Genomic DNA, 16,106 nt, shown 5'->3' with positions numbered 1-16,106 from the left:
CCATGGCAGCCGACCTCATTCTGATCGTCGGCTGCACGGGGGCGGGCAAAACGACCTATGCCCGTCGGCTGGCCGATGAAATCGGCGGTATTCGCTTCTCGATCGACGAATGGATGATGGCGCTGTTCTGGAAAGACAGCCCGCAACCGATCGAGTTCGCCTGGACAATGGAACGGGTAGAGCGCTGTGAAAGGCAAATCTTCGCGATGGCGGAGCAGCTTGCCTCCCGCGGCATTACGGCGCTCCTGGACTTGGGTTTCACTAAAAAAGACCATCGCGATCGGTTCCGGCAGATGGCCTGCGAGGCGGGTCTCTCCGCAGTGGTCCATTTCGTCGACGTTCCCGTTGAAGAGCGGTGGCGGCGCGTAGAACGGCGCAATGACGACAAGGGTGAAACCTACGCCATGACGGTCGATCGCGACATGTTCGATTTCATGGAAGGCATGTGGGAACCGCCCGCCGAAAACGAGTGGCAAGCCAACGGCGGCAAGCGTATCGACAGCGACTAGCCGCCGTTCGCTTTCAACTGCGTCGCCATCATCTCCCAAACCTTGGTTACCGCCTTTAGTGGGCGAATCATCACCTTGAATTCGGCGATCATGCCGTCTTCGTCGAACCGGATCAAATCGATCCCGTTCACGTGGACGCCGTCCATCTCGGTTTCGAATTCAAGCATTGCGTTTTCGCCGTCGACGAGTTCTCGGACATAGCGGAAACTGCCGTTTCCCAAGATTTGCCTCGCCGCCAAGAGATAGGCGACGACGATCTCCTGCCCCTCTTGTGGCGTATGGACGACCGGAGAATGGAAAACGGCATCCTCGCGCACCATAGCGCGCAGGCCCTCGACAGGCGTACCTTTGCTAAAGATACGGTGCCAATTCTCAAGCCCTTTGCGCGCGTTCATGCTGCGGCCTGAAAGCTGTGCGCCTGTGCGGCTTTCCAGTAGCGCGCATATTGCGTGCCTTCAGCATCTTCGAGGAGCTCGCCGGTGGCCAGAAATGGGTAAATTGCATCCATCGGCTTTGACCTTGCGGAATCCAGCCGTTCCGAAATGCTGGCGGGATTGATGTCCCACGGACTGTCGTACCCCATCGCGATCACCATTTCGCGCAACGTCTTCAACGTCTGGCCCTGGAACCGGGCGACGCGTTCCCATTTGTCTTCGACCACGAGACCGCGCTGCCGCGACGGGTCTTGCGTTGCCACCCCGGTGGGGCAGCGATCCGTATGGCACTGCATCGACTGGACGCAGCCCAGCGAGAACATAAAGGCTCGCGCAGCGTTGCACCAATCCGCGCCGAGGCCGATATTCATGGCGAGGCCGGCCCCGGAATGCACCTTGCCCGATGCCGCGAGCTTGATCTTGTCCTTCAGCCCAGCGCCCACCAACGCATTGCGGGTGAGGATTAAGCCTTCGCGCAGCGGCATTCCGACCCGGTTCGAAAATTCAACCGGTGCTGCGCCGGTACCCCCTTCGGCGCCATCCACCACGATATAGTCGAGAAGAATACCGGTCTCGAGCATCGCCTTGATCACGGCGAACAATTCGTGCGGCTTGCCGATGCATAGCTTTGCCCCGATCGGCTTGCCACCAGAGAGATGACGCAGCTTACCGGCCCATTCGAGCATCTCGATCGGGGTGGAAAACGTCGAATGGGCAGCAGGCGAGACGCATTCTTCGCCAACTTCGACCCCGCGCGCTTCCGCGATTTCCTCGGTAACTTTCGCACTGGGCAGAACGCCGCCATGTCCAGGCTTGGCTCCTTGGCTGAGCTTTATTTCGACCATTTTCACCTGGTCCAGAGCCGCCGTTTCGCGGAAGAGATCGGCGTTGAAGCTGCCGTCTTTGTTACGGCATCCGAAGTAACCACTGCCGATTTCCCAAACGAGGTCGCCGCCTTCACGGCGATGATGTCGTGATAGACCACCTTCGCCCGTGTCGTGGTAGAAGTTCCCCGCTTTCGCGCCCTTGTTCAAGGCGCGGATTGCATTGCCGGACAGCGAGCCGAAGCTCATCGCGGATATATTCAGCAGGGCCGCTGAATAGGGTTTCGAACATTGATCGGTTCCGACCGTCACCCGCCATTCTTCCGGAACATCGTTATTCGGTGCGATGGAATGGGCAAGCCATTCGTATTCGTCGGAATAAACATCGAGCTCAGTGCCGAAAGGATGGACGTCAAGCTCCCCTTTGGCGCGGGCATAGACGAGTGCACGCTCGTCGTGATTGAAAGGGCGCCCCTCGAGATCGCCCTCCACGACGTAAGCGCGCGCGAACGGCCGCAAATCTTCCATGATCCAGCGTACGCGGGCTATAAGCGGGTAGTTTCGTCTGAGACTATGTGCGGTCTGGAAAAAGTCCCAGACCGCGATCGCCAGCAGTGGCAGAGCGAGTACCAGCCCCCAGTTCAACCATGACACAGCCAAACACAGCGCGCATGTACCGACGAGAAGAAGGGGAATGCCGAACCGCGCGAATTTCGCGAGCGGCTTCTTCCAATCTGCCTGCGTATTGATCATGCAAGATGCTTCGCGAAGAAGTCCATCGTACGCTTGTCGGCTCGTTCCGCATTTTCGTCGTCGCGCCGATTGCCGAATTCGGTTGCGAAACCGTGGTCCATACCTTCGTAATCGTAAAGGGTGACCTTGGGATGATCGTCCAGCCCATCATGCATCTTACGCTGCGTATCCTTGTCGACGAAGCCGTCTTCGGTCGGAATGTGGAGTATCAAGGGATTGGCGATGGCATGTTTTTCGGCGAGCAGATTATCGACACCGACCGCATAATACCCCACCGTCGCATCGCTATCCGTTCGGGCAGCCGTCATGTACGCGAGCCTGCCTCCGAGACAATAACCCACCGCGCCGACCTTGCCACAGCCCTGCGATCGCGCCCATTTGATCGCAGCCTCTATATCACGGACGCCTTGGTCCTGATCGAATTTCTCAAACAGCTTCAACGCTTTGTCCATCTCCGGTTCGATATCCGGATCGAGTTCGATGCCATCTTCGAACTGGTGGAACAGGTCGGGTGCAACAGCCAAATACCCCTGCTCGGCAAGCTTGTCACATTTCCGGCGAATGCCAGCATTGATGCCGAAAATCTCTTGGATGACGACGATCGCCGCCTTCGCATTGCCTTCCGGTCGGGCGACATAGGCATTGAAGGAATTTTGGTTGTCTAGGCTGTCGAGCTTGATCTGTTCACTCATCCTGAGTTTCTCCGCTTTCGTGTTCTGCAATGGCGGTTGTGTAGAGGCGCGCAAACGCCCACATTGACGATGCACTGGTAACGGAGAAAGCGGCATGAAGGTCCACGTCGAAATCGATTGTACGCCCGAAGAGGCTCGCTCGTTCATGGGCCTCCCCGACGTCGGCAAGGCAAATGCGATATATGTGGACATGATGTCGAACGCGATGAAAGGCGTTTCCGACACCGAAAAGCTTCAGGAATATGCGCGCCAACTGGCCCCAATGGGGCAGGCGGGGTTCAAACTGTTCCAGAGCTTTATGGAAGGCGCGGCTGCAATGCAGTCGCCGTCCGGCGGCGCGCCAGAAACGAAAAAGTAAGTCGCTTTCTCATTTGTTATGGATACGATTTTTGCGCTTTCGAGCGGCGCGCCGCCTTCTGCGATAGGCATAATCAGAATATCGGGGCCGGCGGTTAAAGCAGTTCTCGAAACCGTGGTCGGCGGGGTTCCACGCTCGCGTGTTGCTTCCCTTCGGACCGTTCGCGCAGAGGATGGTAGTGTACTCGATCGGGCACTCGTTTTATGGTTCGAGGGACCGAAGAGTGCGACGGGCGAGGATTTGGCCGAACTGCATTGCCACGGTGGGCGAGCTATCCTCAATGCCGTTCAGGCTAGACTGGAAAAGCTGGAGGGCCTTCGTCCCGCCGAGCCGGGCGAGTTTACGCGTCGTGCTTTTGAAAACGGGCGGATGGATCTTGCGGAAGCGGAAGGTCTTGCCGATTTACTTGCAGCTGAAACCGAATTGCAACGTGCAGTGGCGCAGCAGCAATTTGGGGGGGCTCTGTCCTCCAAGGTCGAAATATGGCGCACACGGCTACTAGGCATTTCAGCTCAACTTGAAGCTTTAATGGACTTTGCCGACGAGGACGACGTCGACGCTGACATGGATGGAATTCGGACCTTATGTTCCGAGTTGCACAGTGAATTGGCGAAGGAAATTGATCGCCCCACCGTCGAAAAACTTCGGTCGGGAATAAGGGTCGTTCTTGCGGGTCCGCCGAACGTAGGCAAATCATCCCTATTTAATCGTTTGGTCGACGAAAATGCGGCGATCGTTTCCCCGGCTGCAGGGACGACACGTGATATGATCGAACGACCCATCGCGATCGCTGGGGTCCCGATCGTGCTTGTCGATACGGCCGGTATTCACGAACACACGACGGACGAGATTGAGAGTATAGGTATTGAACGTGCGCGTATCGAGTTAACGCGCGCAGATATTGTCTTATGGCTTGGACCAGAGGGGCAGGGGCCTCCGAATGCAATCGAAGTGGGAACGAAAGCAGATCTCCCAAAGCATACGAAACAGAATGCATTAATGGTTTCATCTGTAAGCGGTTTTGGGATAGAAATGCTAAGCGAGTTTATAGTTCGAAAAGCGCGCGAGCTGCTTCCCAAACCCACCGACATATCGCTAAATCAACGGCAGCGTGATATGCTCGTGTATGCTGATACGGCGTTACAAGATGTTTTTGACCAGAGGGATCCTTTGCTTGTGGCAGAGAGTCTGCGGCTTGCTCGGGTCGCCTTCGATAAAATTGTCGGACGTACATCAACGGAAGACATGTTGGATTCGCTGTTTTCAGGTTTCTGTATCGGTAAATAGCATGTTTCACGTGAAACATTGAGGGTGTGACAATGCGGTTTGATGTTCTGATAGTTGGCGGCGGGCATGCTGGCGTTGAGGCAGCTTGCGCTTCAGCGCGCGCTGGCGCGAAGACCGCTCTGATTACGTTCGACAAGCACCATATCGGCGCGATGAGTTGCAATCCTGCGATTGGTGGTCTGGGCAAAGGCCATCTCGTTAGGGAAATAGACGCGCTAGATGGAGTGATTGCACGAGCGGCCGATGCCGCTGCGATCCACTACCGAATGCTTAATCGAAGCAAAGGAAGCGCTGTTTGGGGTCCCCGCGTTCAAGCTGATAGACAACTTTTCAGTGATTATGTCCAAACGACGGTCTTTTCGTACGATAACCTTGATATCATAGAAGGGAATGTCGTTGAGCTTTTAATTAGCGGAACATCTACGGAAGGCGTGCGCCTAGAGGGTGGCCCGGTAGTCAGGGCCGACGCAGTCGTAATCGCGAGCGGAACATTTCTCGGAGGACGCCTCTTCCGAGGCTTAGACACCGCCTCAGGCGGCCGAGTCGAAGAGAAAGCAGCAACCAGGCTCGCAACCCAATTGAGGGATATTGGTTTACCAATGTCTCGAATGAAAACGGGAACACCGCCAAGGCTCGACGGACGGACTGTCCATTGGGCAGAATTGGAAATGCAGCCATCTGATGGCGAAGAGTGGACTTTTTCCTCCCTCACGCGGACTCGACAAAATTCTCAGATTTTTTGTGGTATTACCCGAACAAATCCGCAAACTCACGAAATCATTCGCAGCGGCTTGGACCGTTCCCCGCTCTTCAGTGGTGCGATCGACGCAAACGGACCTCGATACTGTCCTTCGATCGAAGACAAGATCCATCGCTTCGCAGACCGTGACGGCCATCAGGTATTTTTGGAGCCCGAGGGTTTATCGACGCCATTGGTGTATCCGAACGGAATAAGCACATCGTTGCCCTCGGAAGTGCAACTCGCAATGTTGAGATCCATGGTCGGTCTCGAACAGGTCGAGATGACAGTTCCGGGCTATGCAGTAGAGTATGATCATATTGATCCTCGTGCTCTAAAGACCTCCCTCGAATATAAAAATCTAAACGGTTTGTTTTTCGCGGGCCAAGTAAACGGCACGACCGGATACGAGGAAGCGGCAGCACAGGGTCTGGTGGCGGGTGCGGCTGCGGCAAGCTTGGTATTGGACCTTCCTCGCCTCAAGCTCGATCGCTCGAACAGCTATATTGCAGTAATGATCGATGATCTAACCACACAAGGGGTTACCGAGCCGTACCGAATGCTGACTTCGCGCGCGGAATACCGTTTGCGCTTGCGCGCGGCGAATGCTGACAGCCGTATGACGCCTCTTGGTATTGAGGCCGGATTGGTAGGATCGAATAGACGAAGATGGTTCGAACAGCGCCAAACAGAGTTGACGGCGATAAAGTCGCAACTCGAAATTTCTCTCTCCTCTGAAACTCTCAGGGCGCGATCTTTGCCGATAGGAAGCGCACATTCTCTACGATCGGCACGTGAATGGCTTCAGGGCGGGGCACTGAAGCTGACGGACTTGTCGGACTTTCTTGAAATCCCAGATGGTTCGGATCACGCTCTCCTCACTGAGGTAGAAGAGGATGCCGCTTATGAGCCTTATCTAGTTCGACAGGAAGCGGAAATTGCATCCATGCGGGCAAGTGACAATTTAAAACTTCCCTCAGATTTTTCTTTCAAGACGGTGGCTGGGCTTTCGAACGAGATGGTCGAAAGGCTTAGCATGGCACGGCCCGAGACAATTGCAAGCGCTGGTCGAGTGCCAGGTGTGACACCTGCTGCAATATCAGCGATCATCGTTCAGGCGCGCCGGCTCGAACATGCTGAGCGGGCATGACTGAGGAAGAAGCGAAAATTTGGTTACGCGAACGGTTTTCAGAAGCTTGTATCGATAAATTGTCAAAATTTGTTGAGTTACTTGTCGAAGAAAACACCCGGCAGAATTTGATAGCAAAATCGACGATTGCCAAAATCTGGACGCGACATATTGTCGATTCAGCTCAACTTCTTTCGTTTGTTCCAAGTGAAACAAAAGGTTCTTGGTTTGACATTGGAAGTGGTGCTGGACTGCCGGGTATCGTAATAGGCATTCTTGACCCGAACCGAGAGACCTTATTGATCGAGCCTCGCAAAAAACGGGGGGCTTGGCTTCACGCCGTATCTGAGGACTTGGACCTCTCCAGATGCCGAATAGTCGAAGCTAAGATCGAGCGTTTACAAAAAGAGAAAGCGGGGATCATATCGGCCAGAGCCGTGATGTCCTTGACGGATTTGGTTACCTCGGCGCGGCCTTTCTCCACAAACGATACCTATTGGATATTGCCAAAGGGCAGTCGAGCGCGGCAAGAGCTATCAGAAGCTTCGAAACCCATACAAAACATGTTTCACGTGGAACAATCAGTGACGGACACGGGCGCTTACATATTAGTCGGAAAAGGTCGGGGGGCATCATCATGATTTGTGTTGCCATAGCCAACCAGAAAGGCGGCGTCGGAAAGACCACGACGGCTATTAATGTAGCTACTGCTATGGCTGCCATTGGGTGGAAGACCTTGCTTATCGATCTGGATCCTCAGGGGAATGCTTCCACCGGATTGGGAATTCCAGCCGATGCCCGTGAAACCTCGAGCTATGACGTCTTAGTCGACAACGCCGACATTGCAGCATGTTTGAAGGGCAGTGACATTCCCGGTTTGGATGTGGTGCCAGCTACTCAAGATCTGTCCGGTGCCGAGATCGAACTCGTGTCGGCCGAAGATCGAGTATTCAGGCTACGGAATGCATTGGCGCAATCGAACGCATACGACATTTGTTTTATCGATTGCCCGCCATCTTTGGGGTTATTAACCCTGAACGCTCTTGCCGCAGCGGACACTCTTCTCGTTCCGTTGCAGTGCGAGTTCTTCGCTCTCGAGGGCTTGAGCCAACTTCTGCAAACTGTCGAGCATGTAACCGAACGCTTCAATGCCAATCTCGGTATAGTAGGGATCGCCTTGACAATGTTCGACAGGCGAAATCGCTTAACCGATCAAGTTGCAGACGATGTCAGGGATTGCCTCGGCAACCTAGTTTTCGAGGCGGTGATCCCCCGCAATGTCCGCCTATCCGAAGCGCCGAGCCATGGGCTACCAGCGTTGATTTACGATCATAATTGTTCTGGCAGCAGAGCTTACATCAATTTGGCCAAAGAACTTATCGGTCGACTTCAAGAAACCAGGAAAGCTGCATGACTACGATAGATCGTAAGCGGAAGTTGGGTAAGGGTCTTGGAGCTCTGCTGGGGGATGTTAAGCGCGAAGAACCGTTGGCCAGTCCGTCTACTCAACGGCGCGAACAAGACGGCTTGGCTGGGACGGCGCGAGACACTCTTCAGAATATTCCAACGGCTGATATCTCCCCACTGCCAAATCAGCCGCGTACCTATTTCGACGATGCAGCGCTCGACGAGTTGGCTGCGTCGATATCCGCGCGGGGCGTTATTCAACCGATTATCGTCCGTCCAAAAGAGGATGGCCGCTACGAACTCGTCGCAGGTGAACGACGCTGGCGTGCAGCCCAACGCGCGCGGCTTCATGCTATTCCTGCAATAGTCCGCAATTTAAACGAGCGCGATGTAACCGCATTAGCGCTGATCGAAAATCTGCAGCGAGAAGACTTAAATCCGATCGAGGAGGCGCGGGCCTATCAGCGCCTGTCCGACGATCAAGGAATGACGCAGGCGGAGATCGCAAAGCTTGTCGACAAGTCTCGCAGTCATGTCGCGAATTTCCAGCGTCTTCTTTCACTTCCGGAGTCGGTGCTTTCCCTCGTTGCAGATGCTAAGCTTTCGATGGGCCACGCTCGGGCCCTAATAGGAAAATCAGATGCGGATAGGATTGCAAAGGAAGCTGTCGATAAAAACTTATCGGTCCGAGAAGTCGAGCATCTTTCTAGGATTAAGCAGCCAACAAAAGGTCGAAAAACGGATGTTACCAATCGGGATGGTCATGCGGGCAATGAGGCGGACATTGCAGCTGTCCAAGGTCACTTAGAAGAATTTCTGGGAATGCCGGTAAAGATTTCCATTACGAAGTCTCCCAACACAGGTAATGTGACAATTGGATTTCGAACACTCGATCAACTTGATTTGATATGCCAGCGGCTTACTGGCGGAGAGATCTAACGCGCAGCGGTCCCGCTGTGCCGGCGAATCTTGTAGCCCGCTAAGTGTTGAGCTAGTGGGAGCGGGCGACGGATCGGGCCTTGAACGCAAAAACATACTTTTCGCTACGGTCCTTTCGTCCTCGAAAATGGCTTGGGTTTGCGATTGGGCGCGACCTGCTTGCAGCGATGTTTCTGACTGTCGTGGCTTTCGCTATAGGTTCAATCCAAACCTTCGACGTCGTCGACAACCTCTTTTACGACACAGTAACGCGTAGCGGCAGCCCTAGGACTCCGCGAGTAGTCATACTCGAAGGGGCTTTAGAGCAAGAAGGTGCCGAGCAATTCGTTGCGGCATTGCGCGCATCCGGCTTGCGACGGGTCGGTATTACAGATGCAAATTCTGCCTCACTCCTTTGTTCCGGCAGCACGCGAAAGTTGGTCGTCGTGCTCCTTGATACTGATGGCGGTTATTCCTGCATTCCTACCATCGATGCATTCACGAAAGCTGATAGAGGGATTTTCCGAACGTCCTCGTCGCCACCACGGGCCAGAGCCACCCTGTCTTTCGAAGCGGTGCTCGCCGATCGAGCCGGCGCCCCCCACTCGTACCTCGTCAGGATGCCAATCGCGCAAAATATCCCGCGCATTGCAGTCGCTCAACTTGTCGATGGTCTTTTCGCTAACAAGCAACTTATTGGAACCGTCGCTATTCTGGCTTCGCCCGCCGACCGGAACTCGCCAATTGCGACATCCTTGGACCCCTCCGGGCAGGTTACAACGAAAGACCTTTTGCGAGCTTCGGCAACACAGACCCTTATAGATAATCGCGCGGTCACTCGAGCAGGGCCTTTTTGGCAAGTCTTGCTCATTCTTCTGTTTGCGTTCGGTATGCGAAGGTTGATCGGCTTTAGGTTGCCAAGCGCCTTCCTTTTTCTGACCTGCTTCGCTGCAAGTGTGTTAGCAATCTTTGCCTGGGTGGTATGTATAACATACTTGGATCTATTTACTCCGCTTTCGGCCGTGATCTTCGTGATATGCTTCGCTGCAGTTACTAAATTGCACACAGTGGGGAGGCTACAAACCCGGCGCCTTGAACGAACCATAGAGAACGCCATCGAACTGTCGTTCTCGCGAAGCGTTTTTGTAGATCGCGCCGCAATGCCTCGCCACCTTGCCAATGCCGCGCGTCTGTTGCGTCTTCCTTATGTGAATATACGGCAGAAAAAGGAAAAAACTTCGGAATGGGACGAGCTTATGGCGGTCGGTCAGCCAAGTGACCGTCCTTACCGATACCACCTGACCAATGCGGATGAAGTGCTGCGGTTTGAATACGACGTACCCGACGATACAGCGAAATATGCTACGGCACGCCTTCTCGATGATGCGATCCAGCGCTATCGTTTAAGCCACGACTGGCGGGAGCGGCTTCTTGAAGGCAGACACCGCGGATCAATCGACGACCGGCTCAGAAGTGCGGCTAATCTTATCACCGTTCACGGCGACGAACTTGCTCACGGGCTCGACACTCTGGATACGGGCGTATTTATTTTCCGGCCCTTGGGTATTCCCGTCCATGCGAACGCGCAGATGCGAGCGCTGCTAAATCTCGCAAAAATCGACCCAGAAAAAACGGCCCTTGTCGACACCCTCTTGCAACTCTCGGAACTCGATTTGGCGCAGGCGGAAAGCATGGTTCGCGGTATCCTGCTTCAAGGCGGTGATATGCGAGTACCGATGCGCGACTTTGGCGGACGACAACGAATACTCCGGCTTGGGATAGCTTCGGAAGTGCGGCATCGTTCGCAAACCGTTCTGGTCCTCGAAGCGGTCGATGTCAGTGAACTGGATCGCTTGGCAGAATTGCGGCTCGCCGTGGGGACATTTATCGATCGCCAACTACGTAATGATCTCGAAGCCATCGCACTTGGTGCGTCTTTAGCAAAAGATAACCGCCTCCAAGGCGAAGCACGGGGGCGTGTTTTGAACAGGATTTCGGATGTAACCCGTCGTGCAAATAAGCGGCTGGAAAATGTTCGGGAGCTTCTGGAAGAGCAACCATATGACGACTTGGGTGTAGCCTACCCGGTTGAGGCCCGCAAGGTTACCTTGCAAGCCGTTGAAAGGGTTGCACCGTATGCGGAAGAACTGGGCGTTACCGTCGATGCGACGTTACCCGACATTGGAGGGTTCAGCATCGCCGAACCATTGATGCTGTGCGACATGATCGAAGCCATGCTACGCCTTATCATAGCCGATACGGCACATGGAGAAGCTGCGCACATCTCACTCAGCGAGCATGAGGAAACCACAGATATTACGGTCTCGGGCGGATTTGGCCTCCCTTTCGATCGGTTCGTCGACGCGCTCGATGCCAAACCCGGCGAGGCGCCTTCGGAATACCAGATCGCTTCCGCGGGGATCGCGGAAGCAATCGCTTGGAGAGGAAGTGTCAGCTATTGGAGTGCGCCGGGCAAAGGCTTCCGGTTCGGAATCCGTTTGAGGCGTGTGTAATGAAGGGTGGGGGGACGATACTAGTCATCGACGATGACGAACTACTTTGCGATATGCTTGCGTCGCTGCTGGAGTTGGAAGGTTTGAGCGTGGTGGTCGCACATGACGGCGCCACAGGGCTCGAGTATTGCCGAAATCGGATCTTCGATTGCATCCTGCTCGATCTGGTTATGCCGCGGATGGATGGCTTGCAATTTATGCGAACCATCGGACGGCACGTTCCACAGCATGCGCCGATCATAGTAATGTCAGCGTCGGTAACGGCGACCATTCTTGAGGAAGGCCGCGATTATGGTGTTGCGACCATGGTGCGAAAACCCATTGAAACAGACATTTTGCTAGCGGCCATCTCAGCCGCCATGGTCTGATCAAATCGTCGATGCCAACGCTTGCACTCTTTCCGGAAGGTGGGCTCGCCAGTTCGGTAATAACCACTGTCTGGGTGGGTGTTTTCGTCCTGTGCTTCTTTAATTTGCGATATGGCTGGGTTCTGTCGGGGCTCGTCGTCCCTGGCTATCTTGTGCCCCTCCTGATCGTAAAACCGATTGCTGCCGCCGTTATCGTGGTCGAAGCGATCATGGCCTACGCGATTGTTTGGCTGTTCTCGGAAAAGCTTTCGAATGGTCGGTTTCCGAGCCTCTTCGGGCGAGATCGCTTCATGGGGCTCATTCTATCCAGCATCGTCGTTCGCATCGCCATGGATGGTTGGGTATTACCAGCCCTGGCGGCAAAGCTCTCGGCGCAATATGATCTTGCCCTCGACTGGCGCAGCGATCTCCAGAGTTTCGGCTTGGTCATTATCTCGTTGTTGGCAAACCAATTCTGGAAACCGGGATTGTCTCGCGGGCTATTTACCGCTGGCGTCACCGTCGGTCTTACATTCCTGATTGTCCGGTTCGGCCTGATGGAATTCACGAATTTCCGTATGAGCGGGGTATCTTACCTTTACGAGGGGATTGCGAGCTCCATCCTCGCAAGCCCCAAAGCCTACATGATACTCGTCCTGACGGCGCTCTACGCATCGTATATGAACGTGAAGTATGGCTGGGACTTTTCAGGGATTCTCATTCCCGCCCTCATTGCCTTGCAGTGGTATCAACCCACAAAGATTATTACGTCATTTGTCGAAGCTGCAGCAATTTATTTCATTGCGCGGCAGCTATTAAAAACTCGACTTCTTTCCAGCGTGACGATGGAGGGCGCCAACAAAATCCTGCTTTTTTTCAACATCAGTTTCGCGTTGAAGCTATTAGTAGGGCACTTGTTGGTGATCTTGGCTTGGAATGTGAAGACGACCGACTTCTACGGGTTCGGATATTTGCTCTCCACACTTCTCGCCATGAAGGCACATGATAAAGACATCTTTCCCCGTCTGATGCGTTCGACCCTGCAGGTTTCGTTTGTCGGCGCCGTTTTAGGAAATCTCGCAGGTGTGGTTCTAGCTGCAATCCTCCCGTCGACAGCAGCGAATGCTGCAACGGCGACAGGGCGCAGCGGTGCAAATCGGGGCCAAGACCTACTCGTTGCAGCTCTCGGCGACAGTATCTGGCGAAAAGCGACCTTCGCAGACGGAGCCCTCAGGGAAGAAAGTGCCGAAGCACTCACACGTGGACTCCTTCTGATGGAGAATGGTCTTCCGCCCTTAAAATCCGGAACGGGGGTAGCAGCCGAGGGCTGGAGGCTGAGTCCGCTCGACGACGATCTGATTGCTATGACAAGGGATGACGGAGACGGCGCGGATCTCATCCTTTTCGATAGCAAGGCGCCGAATGATCTGGCTCTGATCGTCGACGGCTCAAACGATGTCGGAATAGGTACTTCTGCCATCGAATTACGCAAACGGCTTGGGGCGCGCTGGCTAATTCTCACTTCTCCTCAGCCCCCACAAGCAAGCAAGAACCGGACCGTACTTTCAATATTCCGTAGTGTTAGAACCGGTCCCGAACTTATGCTGAAAGGCGCGCCCAAGGGGGCACAGCCGAGACTTCTTCTAGCCGATCGGAACGCTCCAGCGATCGATATTTCTTCCATACGCCGTATTCTTCCCGATCTGTCTGTCGGTTTCGCGTCGAGCCGACAGGCACGAGATCCCGTCGCAGGTACGCCAGGCCGCCTCGAACTTTCACCGAGCGCCGCAGCTCAATTCGCAATTGCGGATACTGAGCGCGAAAAACCAGTCCCGTGCGATACGCTTACGCAGCCTCCGTCGAACCCTGCAGTAGATACTCTTTTAGCTCGGCTTTTCTTACGCCAGTATGTCCTTCAGCCATTGTTACAGGATGAACCAGATGGAGCGACAGCATTCGCGCTTGCTCGCGAATCCGCAGAACTTGCCGGATACAAATTGTTGCGGTGTTTCCATCGGGGGCGCCGTCTTACAGCGCTTGTTGGACCGGAAGGTACGGGTCGCTACTATTTTGCCGATACCGGACGATCGGATCGCATCGTGCTGTCGGCGGACACGAACAATACGCCAATAGAACGTAAAAAGGACCACTCTACGACAACCCTGGCAGCCGCAGGCTTCTCGATTGCAGGTGCCGCCAACGCCAAACTGTATGCCATCGCGCCAAATGAATTAAATTACGATGGGTCCCAGCGCACCGTTTTCGGAACGGTGGTACAGACGGCGTTGGACAGTTTGGAAGACCGACCCGCCGGAATTTTTCAGCTTCGTTCACGACCCTTCGGCCTTGCATGGATGCAAGATCGGACCGTGGTGACGCTCGATCGGGTCGGCGATACCGAGTCGTGGGCGGATGAGGCGATCGCTGTCGCTCGTAAGGCGGGTCTTTCGCCTATACCCGCGATGCGTGATCGCCAGTCGGCCGGTTTCGAAGCGTTTGCTCAGACGACACTCGTCTACCTCAACCATTCGGCGAACAAACGGTATGCGGTATTGTTCGTGCCCGGAACCGGGTCAAACTGAGATGCGACTGACGAGTATTGCGAAGGGCGTTCTGGCGATATGTGGGCTCTTTCTAATAGGTGGCGGTGCCGTAGCGGTTATCGACGCCCCTTCTATAAGTGCAACAAGTACATCGCGCAGTATAGTGGCTCCTGTACGCAGTCTGGTTTATCGCGTTCCATCTGGTGGTTCTATAGCGTTCGTTCTATCCCGACCGACCTCCTTGGTTCGGATCATGTCACAGCCCAATATCGAGCCCAACGATTGGCATATCGATAGGACGTGGATCTATGGATATCGAGCGATCCTTCGCGATGGAAACGACCAGGTCGTAGCAAGACATGATATTTTTTCCCGTGCCTTGCACCCCGATCGGCTACGCCCTTTCAAACGTCCGATGCGGTATCATCGCAACTCGAACTTGCAGATCGCTCTACAGGACGAAGCGGTTATCGAAACTTCGGAGCCTGTTTCGAAGGTCGAATTAACCGCGCTCGACCTTGCTATCGGTGTGGCAAGCATCGACGCCCGGGTCTACGAGCGCCTCCCGTTCATCGGGACCACCGCCTTGTCCACTTTTCAGCGTCGTAGCGTGAAAGAGCAGGCTGCTATGGCGCGAGCCGACGCATTCCCGCCCGAACTGCTCAGCGACGCGGAGCGCTCGTCGCTTATAGGCAACCGTTGGCGCGTGGTTGGGCCTGCAGGCATCTCTGGTCGAGACTACTTGGTCAGCGTAGTCTATGAGCGACCTTTCGAGGAAGCCGAGGGGGAATGAAGAGAGCTTCGCCAACCAAATGGTGGCTTCCCTTCGTTGTGCTCATGGTCGTCGCTGCAATTCTCGCCATCCGCTACCTGTCGCCGCTACGAAATGCGGAAGGCTTTCACATACCGTCCGCTGCGGAAGCGTTTGAGGCGCAAGGGAGGTTCGCAGCGGTCTTGCAGGGAGACGCAACCTCTCCTCCGTCGGGTCTGATTTACGAAGACGACAATGGTGTAACCTTGCTTTCGGAACCCGATAACGATTGCCTCGGACGCGGGAGTTACGCTTTACGCCGTGACGCTTCGAACCAAATTGCAATACTCGCGCCTCATCGTGGTTCGGACCTTTTTACCGGTACGATTACCGCTCGCCTGTTCGACGAACAGGCAGCTACTGCCGCAGCTTGGAACAGCGCACCTCGGCATGGCGGCGCGAATTGCGTGGGCGGCGATCCCACGCGGCATGAAACGCATTATCTGACCGCTTTCTCACTCGCATTTGCCGAAAGATACCCGGCGGGGCGCATCGTTCAACTGCATGGTTTCGACCGGGACAAGCGGGCAAGTCGTGCTGCGCAACTTGCCGATATAATAGTGAGCGACGGTACTATTGCGCCAAACGCGGGATTGCTGGATCTCGCCGATTGCCTGTCCCGTGAACTCCATCCATTGCGCGTCGCCGTATATCCTGGAGACGTTGCGGAATTAGGTGCCTTGTCCAACCGGCAGGGACAGGCACTTCATGCTGTAGGTTTTAGCGGCTTCGCGCATATCGAAATGGCTCGTTCCGTTCGCCAGTCTCTTGCGAACGATCGGGCTATCCGAGCCCGATTTGCAAGATGCCTGACGGCTGGCCTCTCGTGACAGATTACGACC

The 16,106-nt window shown here is 54.9% G+C and carries 15 protein-coding genes; 12 read left to right on the top strand and 3 right to left on the bottom strand.

The features are described from left to right. Nucleotides 1-2 precede the first annotated feature (2 nt). A complete protein-coding gene (locus E3U23_RS09570) occupies nt 3-509 on the top strand; it encodes an AAA family ATPase (RefSeq protein WP_279351019.1) in 507 nt (168 codons plus the stop codon). Here E3U23_RS09570 and E3U23_RS09565 read toward each other — a convergent pair. The 3 genes from E3U23_RS09565 to E3U23_RS09555 are packed head-to-tail and all read right to left on the bottom strand — an operon-like array spanning nt 506 to nt 3,212. Further along, on the bottom strand, nt 506-904 hold the full coding sequence (locus E3U23_RS09565) for a nuclear transport factor 2 family protein (protein WP_279351018.1): 399 nt from the start codon (nt 902-904) through the stop codon (nt 506-508). The genes E3U23_RS09570 and E3U23_RS09565 overlap by 4 nt on opposite strands. After that, nucleotides 901-2,520 (bottom strand): FMN-binding glutamate synthase family protein, encoded by a 1,620-nt coding sequence (locus E3U23_RS09560; RefSeq protein ID WP_279351017.1) that lies wholly within the window; start codon nt 2,518-2,520, stop codon nt 901-903. Before E3U23_RS09560 ends, E3U23_RS09565 begins: the two co-directional genes overlap by 4 nt. Then, a complete protein-coding gene (locus E3U23_RS09555; protein ID WP_279351016.1) occupies nt 2,517-3,212 on the bottom strand; it encodes a dienelactone hydrolase family protein in 696 nt (231 codons plus the stop codon). Before E3U23_RS09555 ends, E3U23_RS09560 begins: the two co-directional genes overlap by 4 nt. A 94-nt stretch (nt 3,213-3,306) precedes the next feature. Between E3U23_RS09555 and E3U23_RS09550 the strand changes: the two genes are divergently transcribed. From E3U23_RS09550 to E3U23_RS09500, 11 genes are all read left to right on the top strand, one after another. Then, a complete protein-coding gene (locus tag E3U23_RS09550) occupies nt 3,307-3,570 on the top strand; it encodes a DUF6489 family protein (protein WP_279351015.1) in 264 nt (87 codons plus the stop codon). 18 nt (nt 3,571-3,588) lie between these two features. After that, on the top strand, nt 3,589-4,857 hold the full coding sequence (mnmE, locus tag E3U23_RS09545; RefSeq protein ID WP_279351014.1) for a tRNA uridine-5-carboxymethylaminomethyl(34) synthesis GTPase MnmE: 1,269 nt from the start codon (nt 3,589-3,591) through the stop codon (nt 4,855-4,857). A gap of 32 nt (nt 4,858-4,889) precedes the next feature. Further along, nucleotides 4,890-6,746, top strand: coding sequence for a tRNA uridine-5-carboxymethylaminomethyl(34) synthesis enzyme MnmG (gene mnmG / locus E3U23_RS09540; protein WP_279351013.1), 1,857 nt, complete (start codon nt 4,890-4,892; stop codon nt 6,744-6,746). Then, nucleotides 6,743-7,366, top strand: a complete 624-nt coding sequence (gene rsmG / locus E3U23_RS09535) for a 16S rRNA (guanine(527)-N(7))-methyltransferase RsmG (protein ID WP_279351012.1) — start codon at nt 6,743-6,745, stop codon at nt 7,364-7,366. Before mnmG ends, rsmG begins: the two co-directional genes overlap by 4 nt. Beyond that, the gene (locus E3U23_RS09530) at nt 7,363-8,139 is read left to right on the top strand and encodes a ParA family protein (RefSeq protein ID WP_279351011.1); all 777 of its coding nucleotides are present in this window, start codon (nt 7,363-7,365) and stop codon (nt 8,137-8,139) included. The genes rsmG and E3U23_RS09530 overlap by 4 nt, the downstream gene beginning before the upstream one ends. Beyond that, entirely contained in the window at nt 8,136-9,071 is a 936-nt protein-coding gene (locus tag E3U23_RS09525; RefSeq protein WP_279351010.1) for a ParB/RepB/Spo0J family partition protein, read from the top strand. Before E3U23_RS09530 ends, E3U23_RS09525 begins: the two co-directional genes overlap by 4 nt. A gap of 167 nt (nt 9,072-9,238) precedes the next feature. Beyond that, the gene (locus tag E3U23_RS09520; RefSeq protein WP_279351009.1) at nt 9,239-11,563 is read left to right on the top strand and encodes a hypothetical protein; all 2,325 of its coding nucleotides are present in this window, start codon (nt 9,239-9,241) and stop codon (nt 11,561-11,563) included. After that, entirely contained in the window at nt 11,563-11,931 is a 369-nt protein-coding gene (locus E3U23_RS09515; RefSeq protein WP_279351008.1) for a response regulator, read from the top strand. The genes E3U23_RS09520 and E3U23_RS09515 overlap by 1 nt, the downstream gene beginning before the upstream one ends. Before the next feature lie 11 nt (nt 11,932-11,942). After that, nucleotides 11,943-14,492, top strand: coding sequence for a poly-gamma-glutamate biosynthesis protein PgsC/CapC (locus tag E3U23_RS09510; RefSeq protein WP_279351007.1), 2,550 nt, complete (start codon nt 11,943-11,945; stop codon nt 14,490-14,492). A gap of 376 nt (nt 14,493-14,868) precedes the next feature. Then, complete coding sequence (locus E3U23_RS09505; RefSeq protein WP_279351006.1) at nt 14,869-15,246, top strand: hypothetical protein; 378 nt, start codon at nt 14,869-14,871, stop codon at nt 15,244-15,246. Then, entirely contained in the window at nt 15,243-16,094 is an 852-nt protein-coding gene (locus E3U23_RS09500; protein WP_279351005.1) for a hypothetical protein, read from the top strand. The genes E3U23_RS09505 and E3U23_RS09500 overlap by 4 nt, the downstream gene beginning before the upstream one ends. Nucleotides 16,095-16,106: the final 12 nt, after the last annotated feature.

This window comes from Erythrobacter litoralis (assembly GCF_029760855.1).
In the GTDB taxonomy this organism is placed as follows: domain Bacteria; phylum Pseudomonadota; class Alphaproteobacteria; order Sphingomonadales; family Sphingomonadaceae; genus Qipengyuania; species Qipengyuania litoralis_A.
The sequence above is the reverse complement of the archived record's forward strand: the minus strand, read 5'-3'. Positions and strand labels throughout refer to the sequence as shown.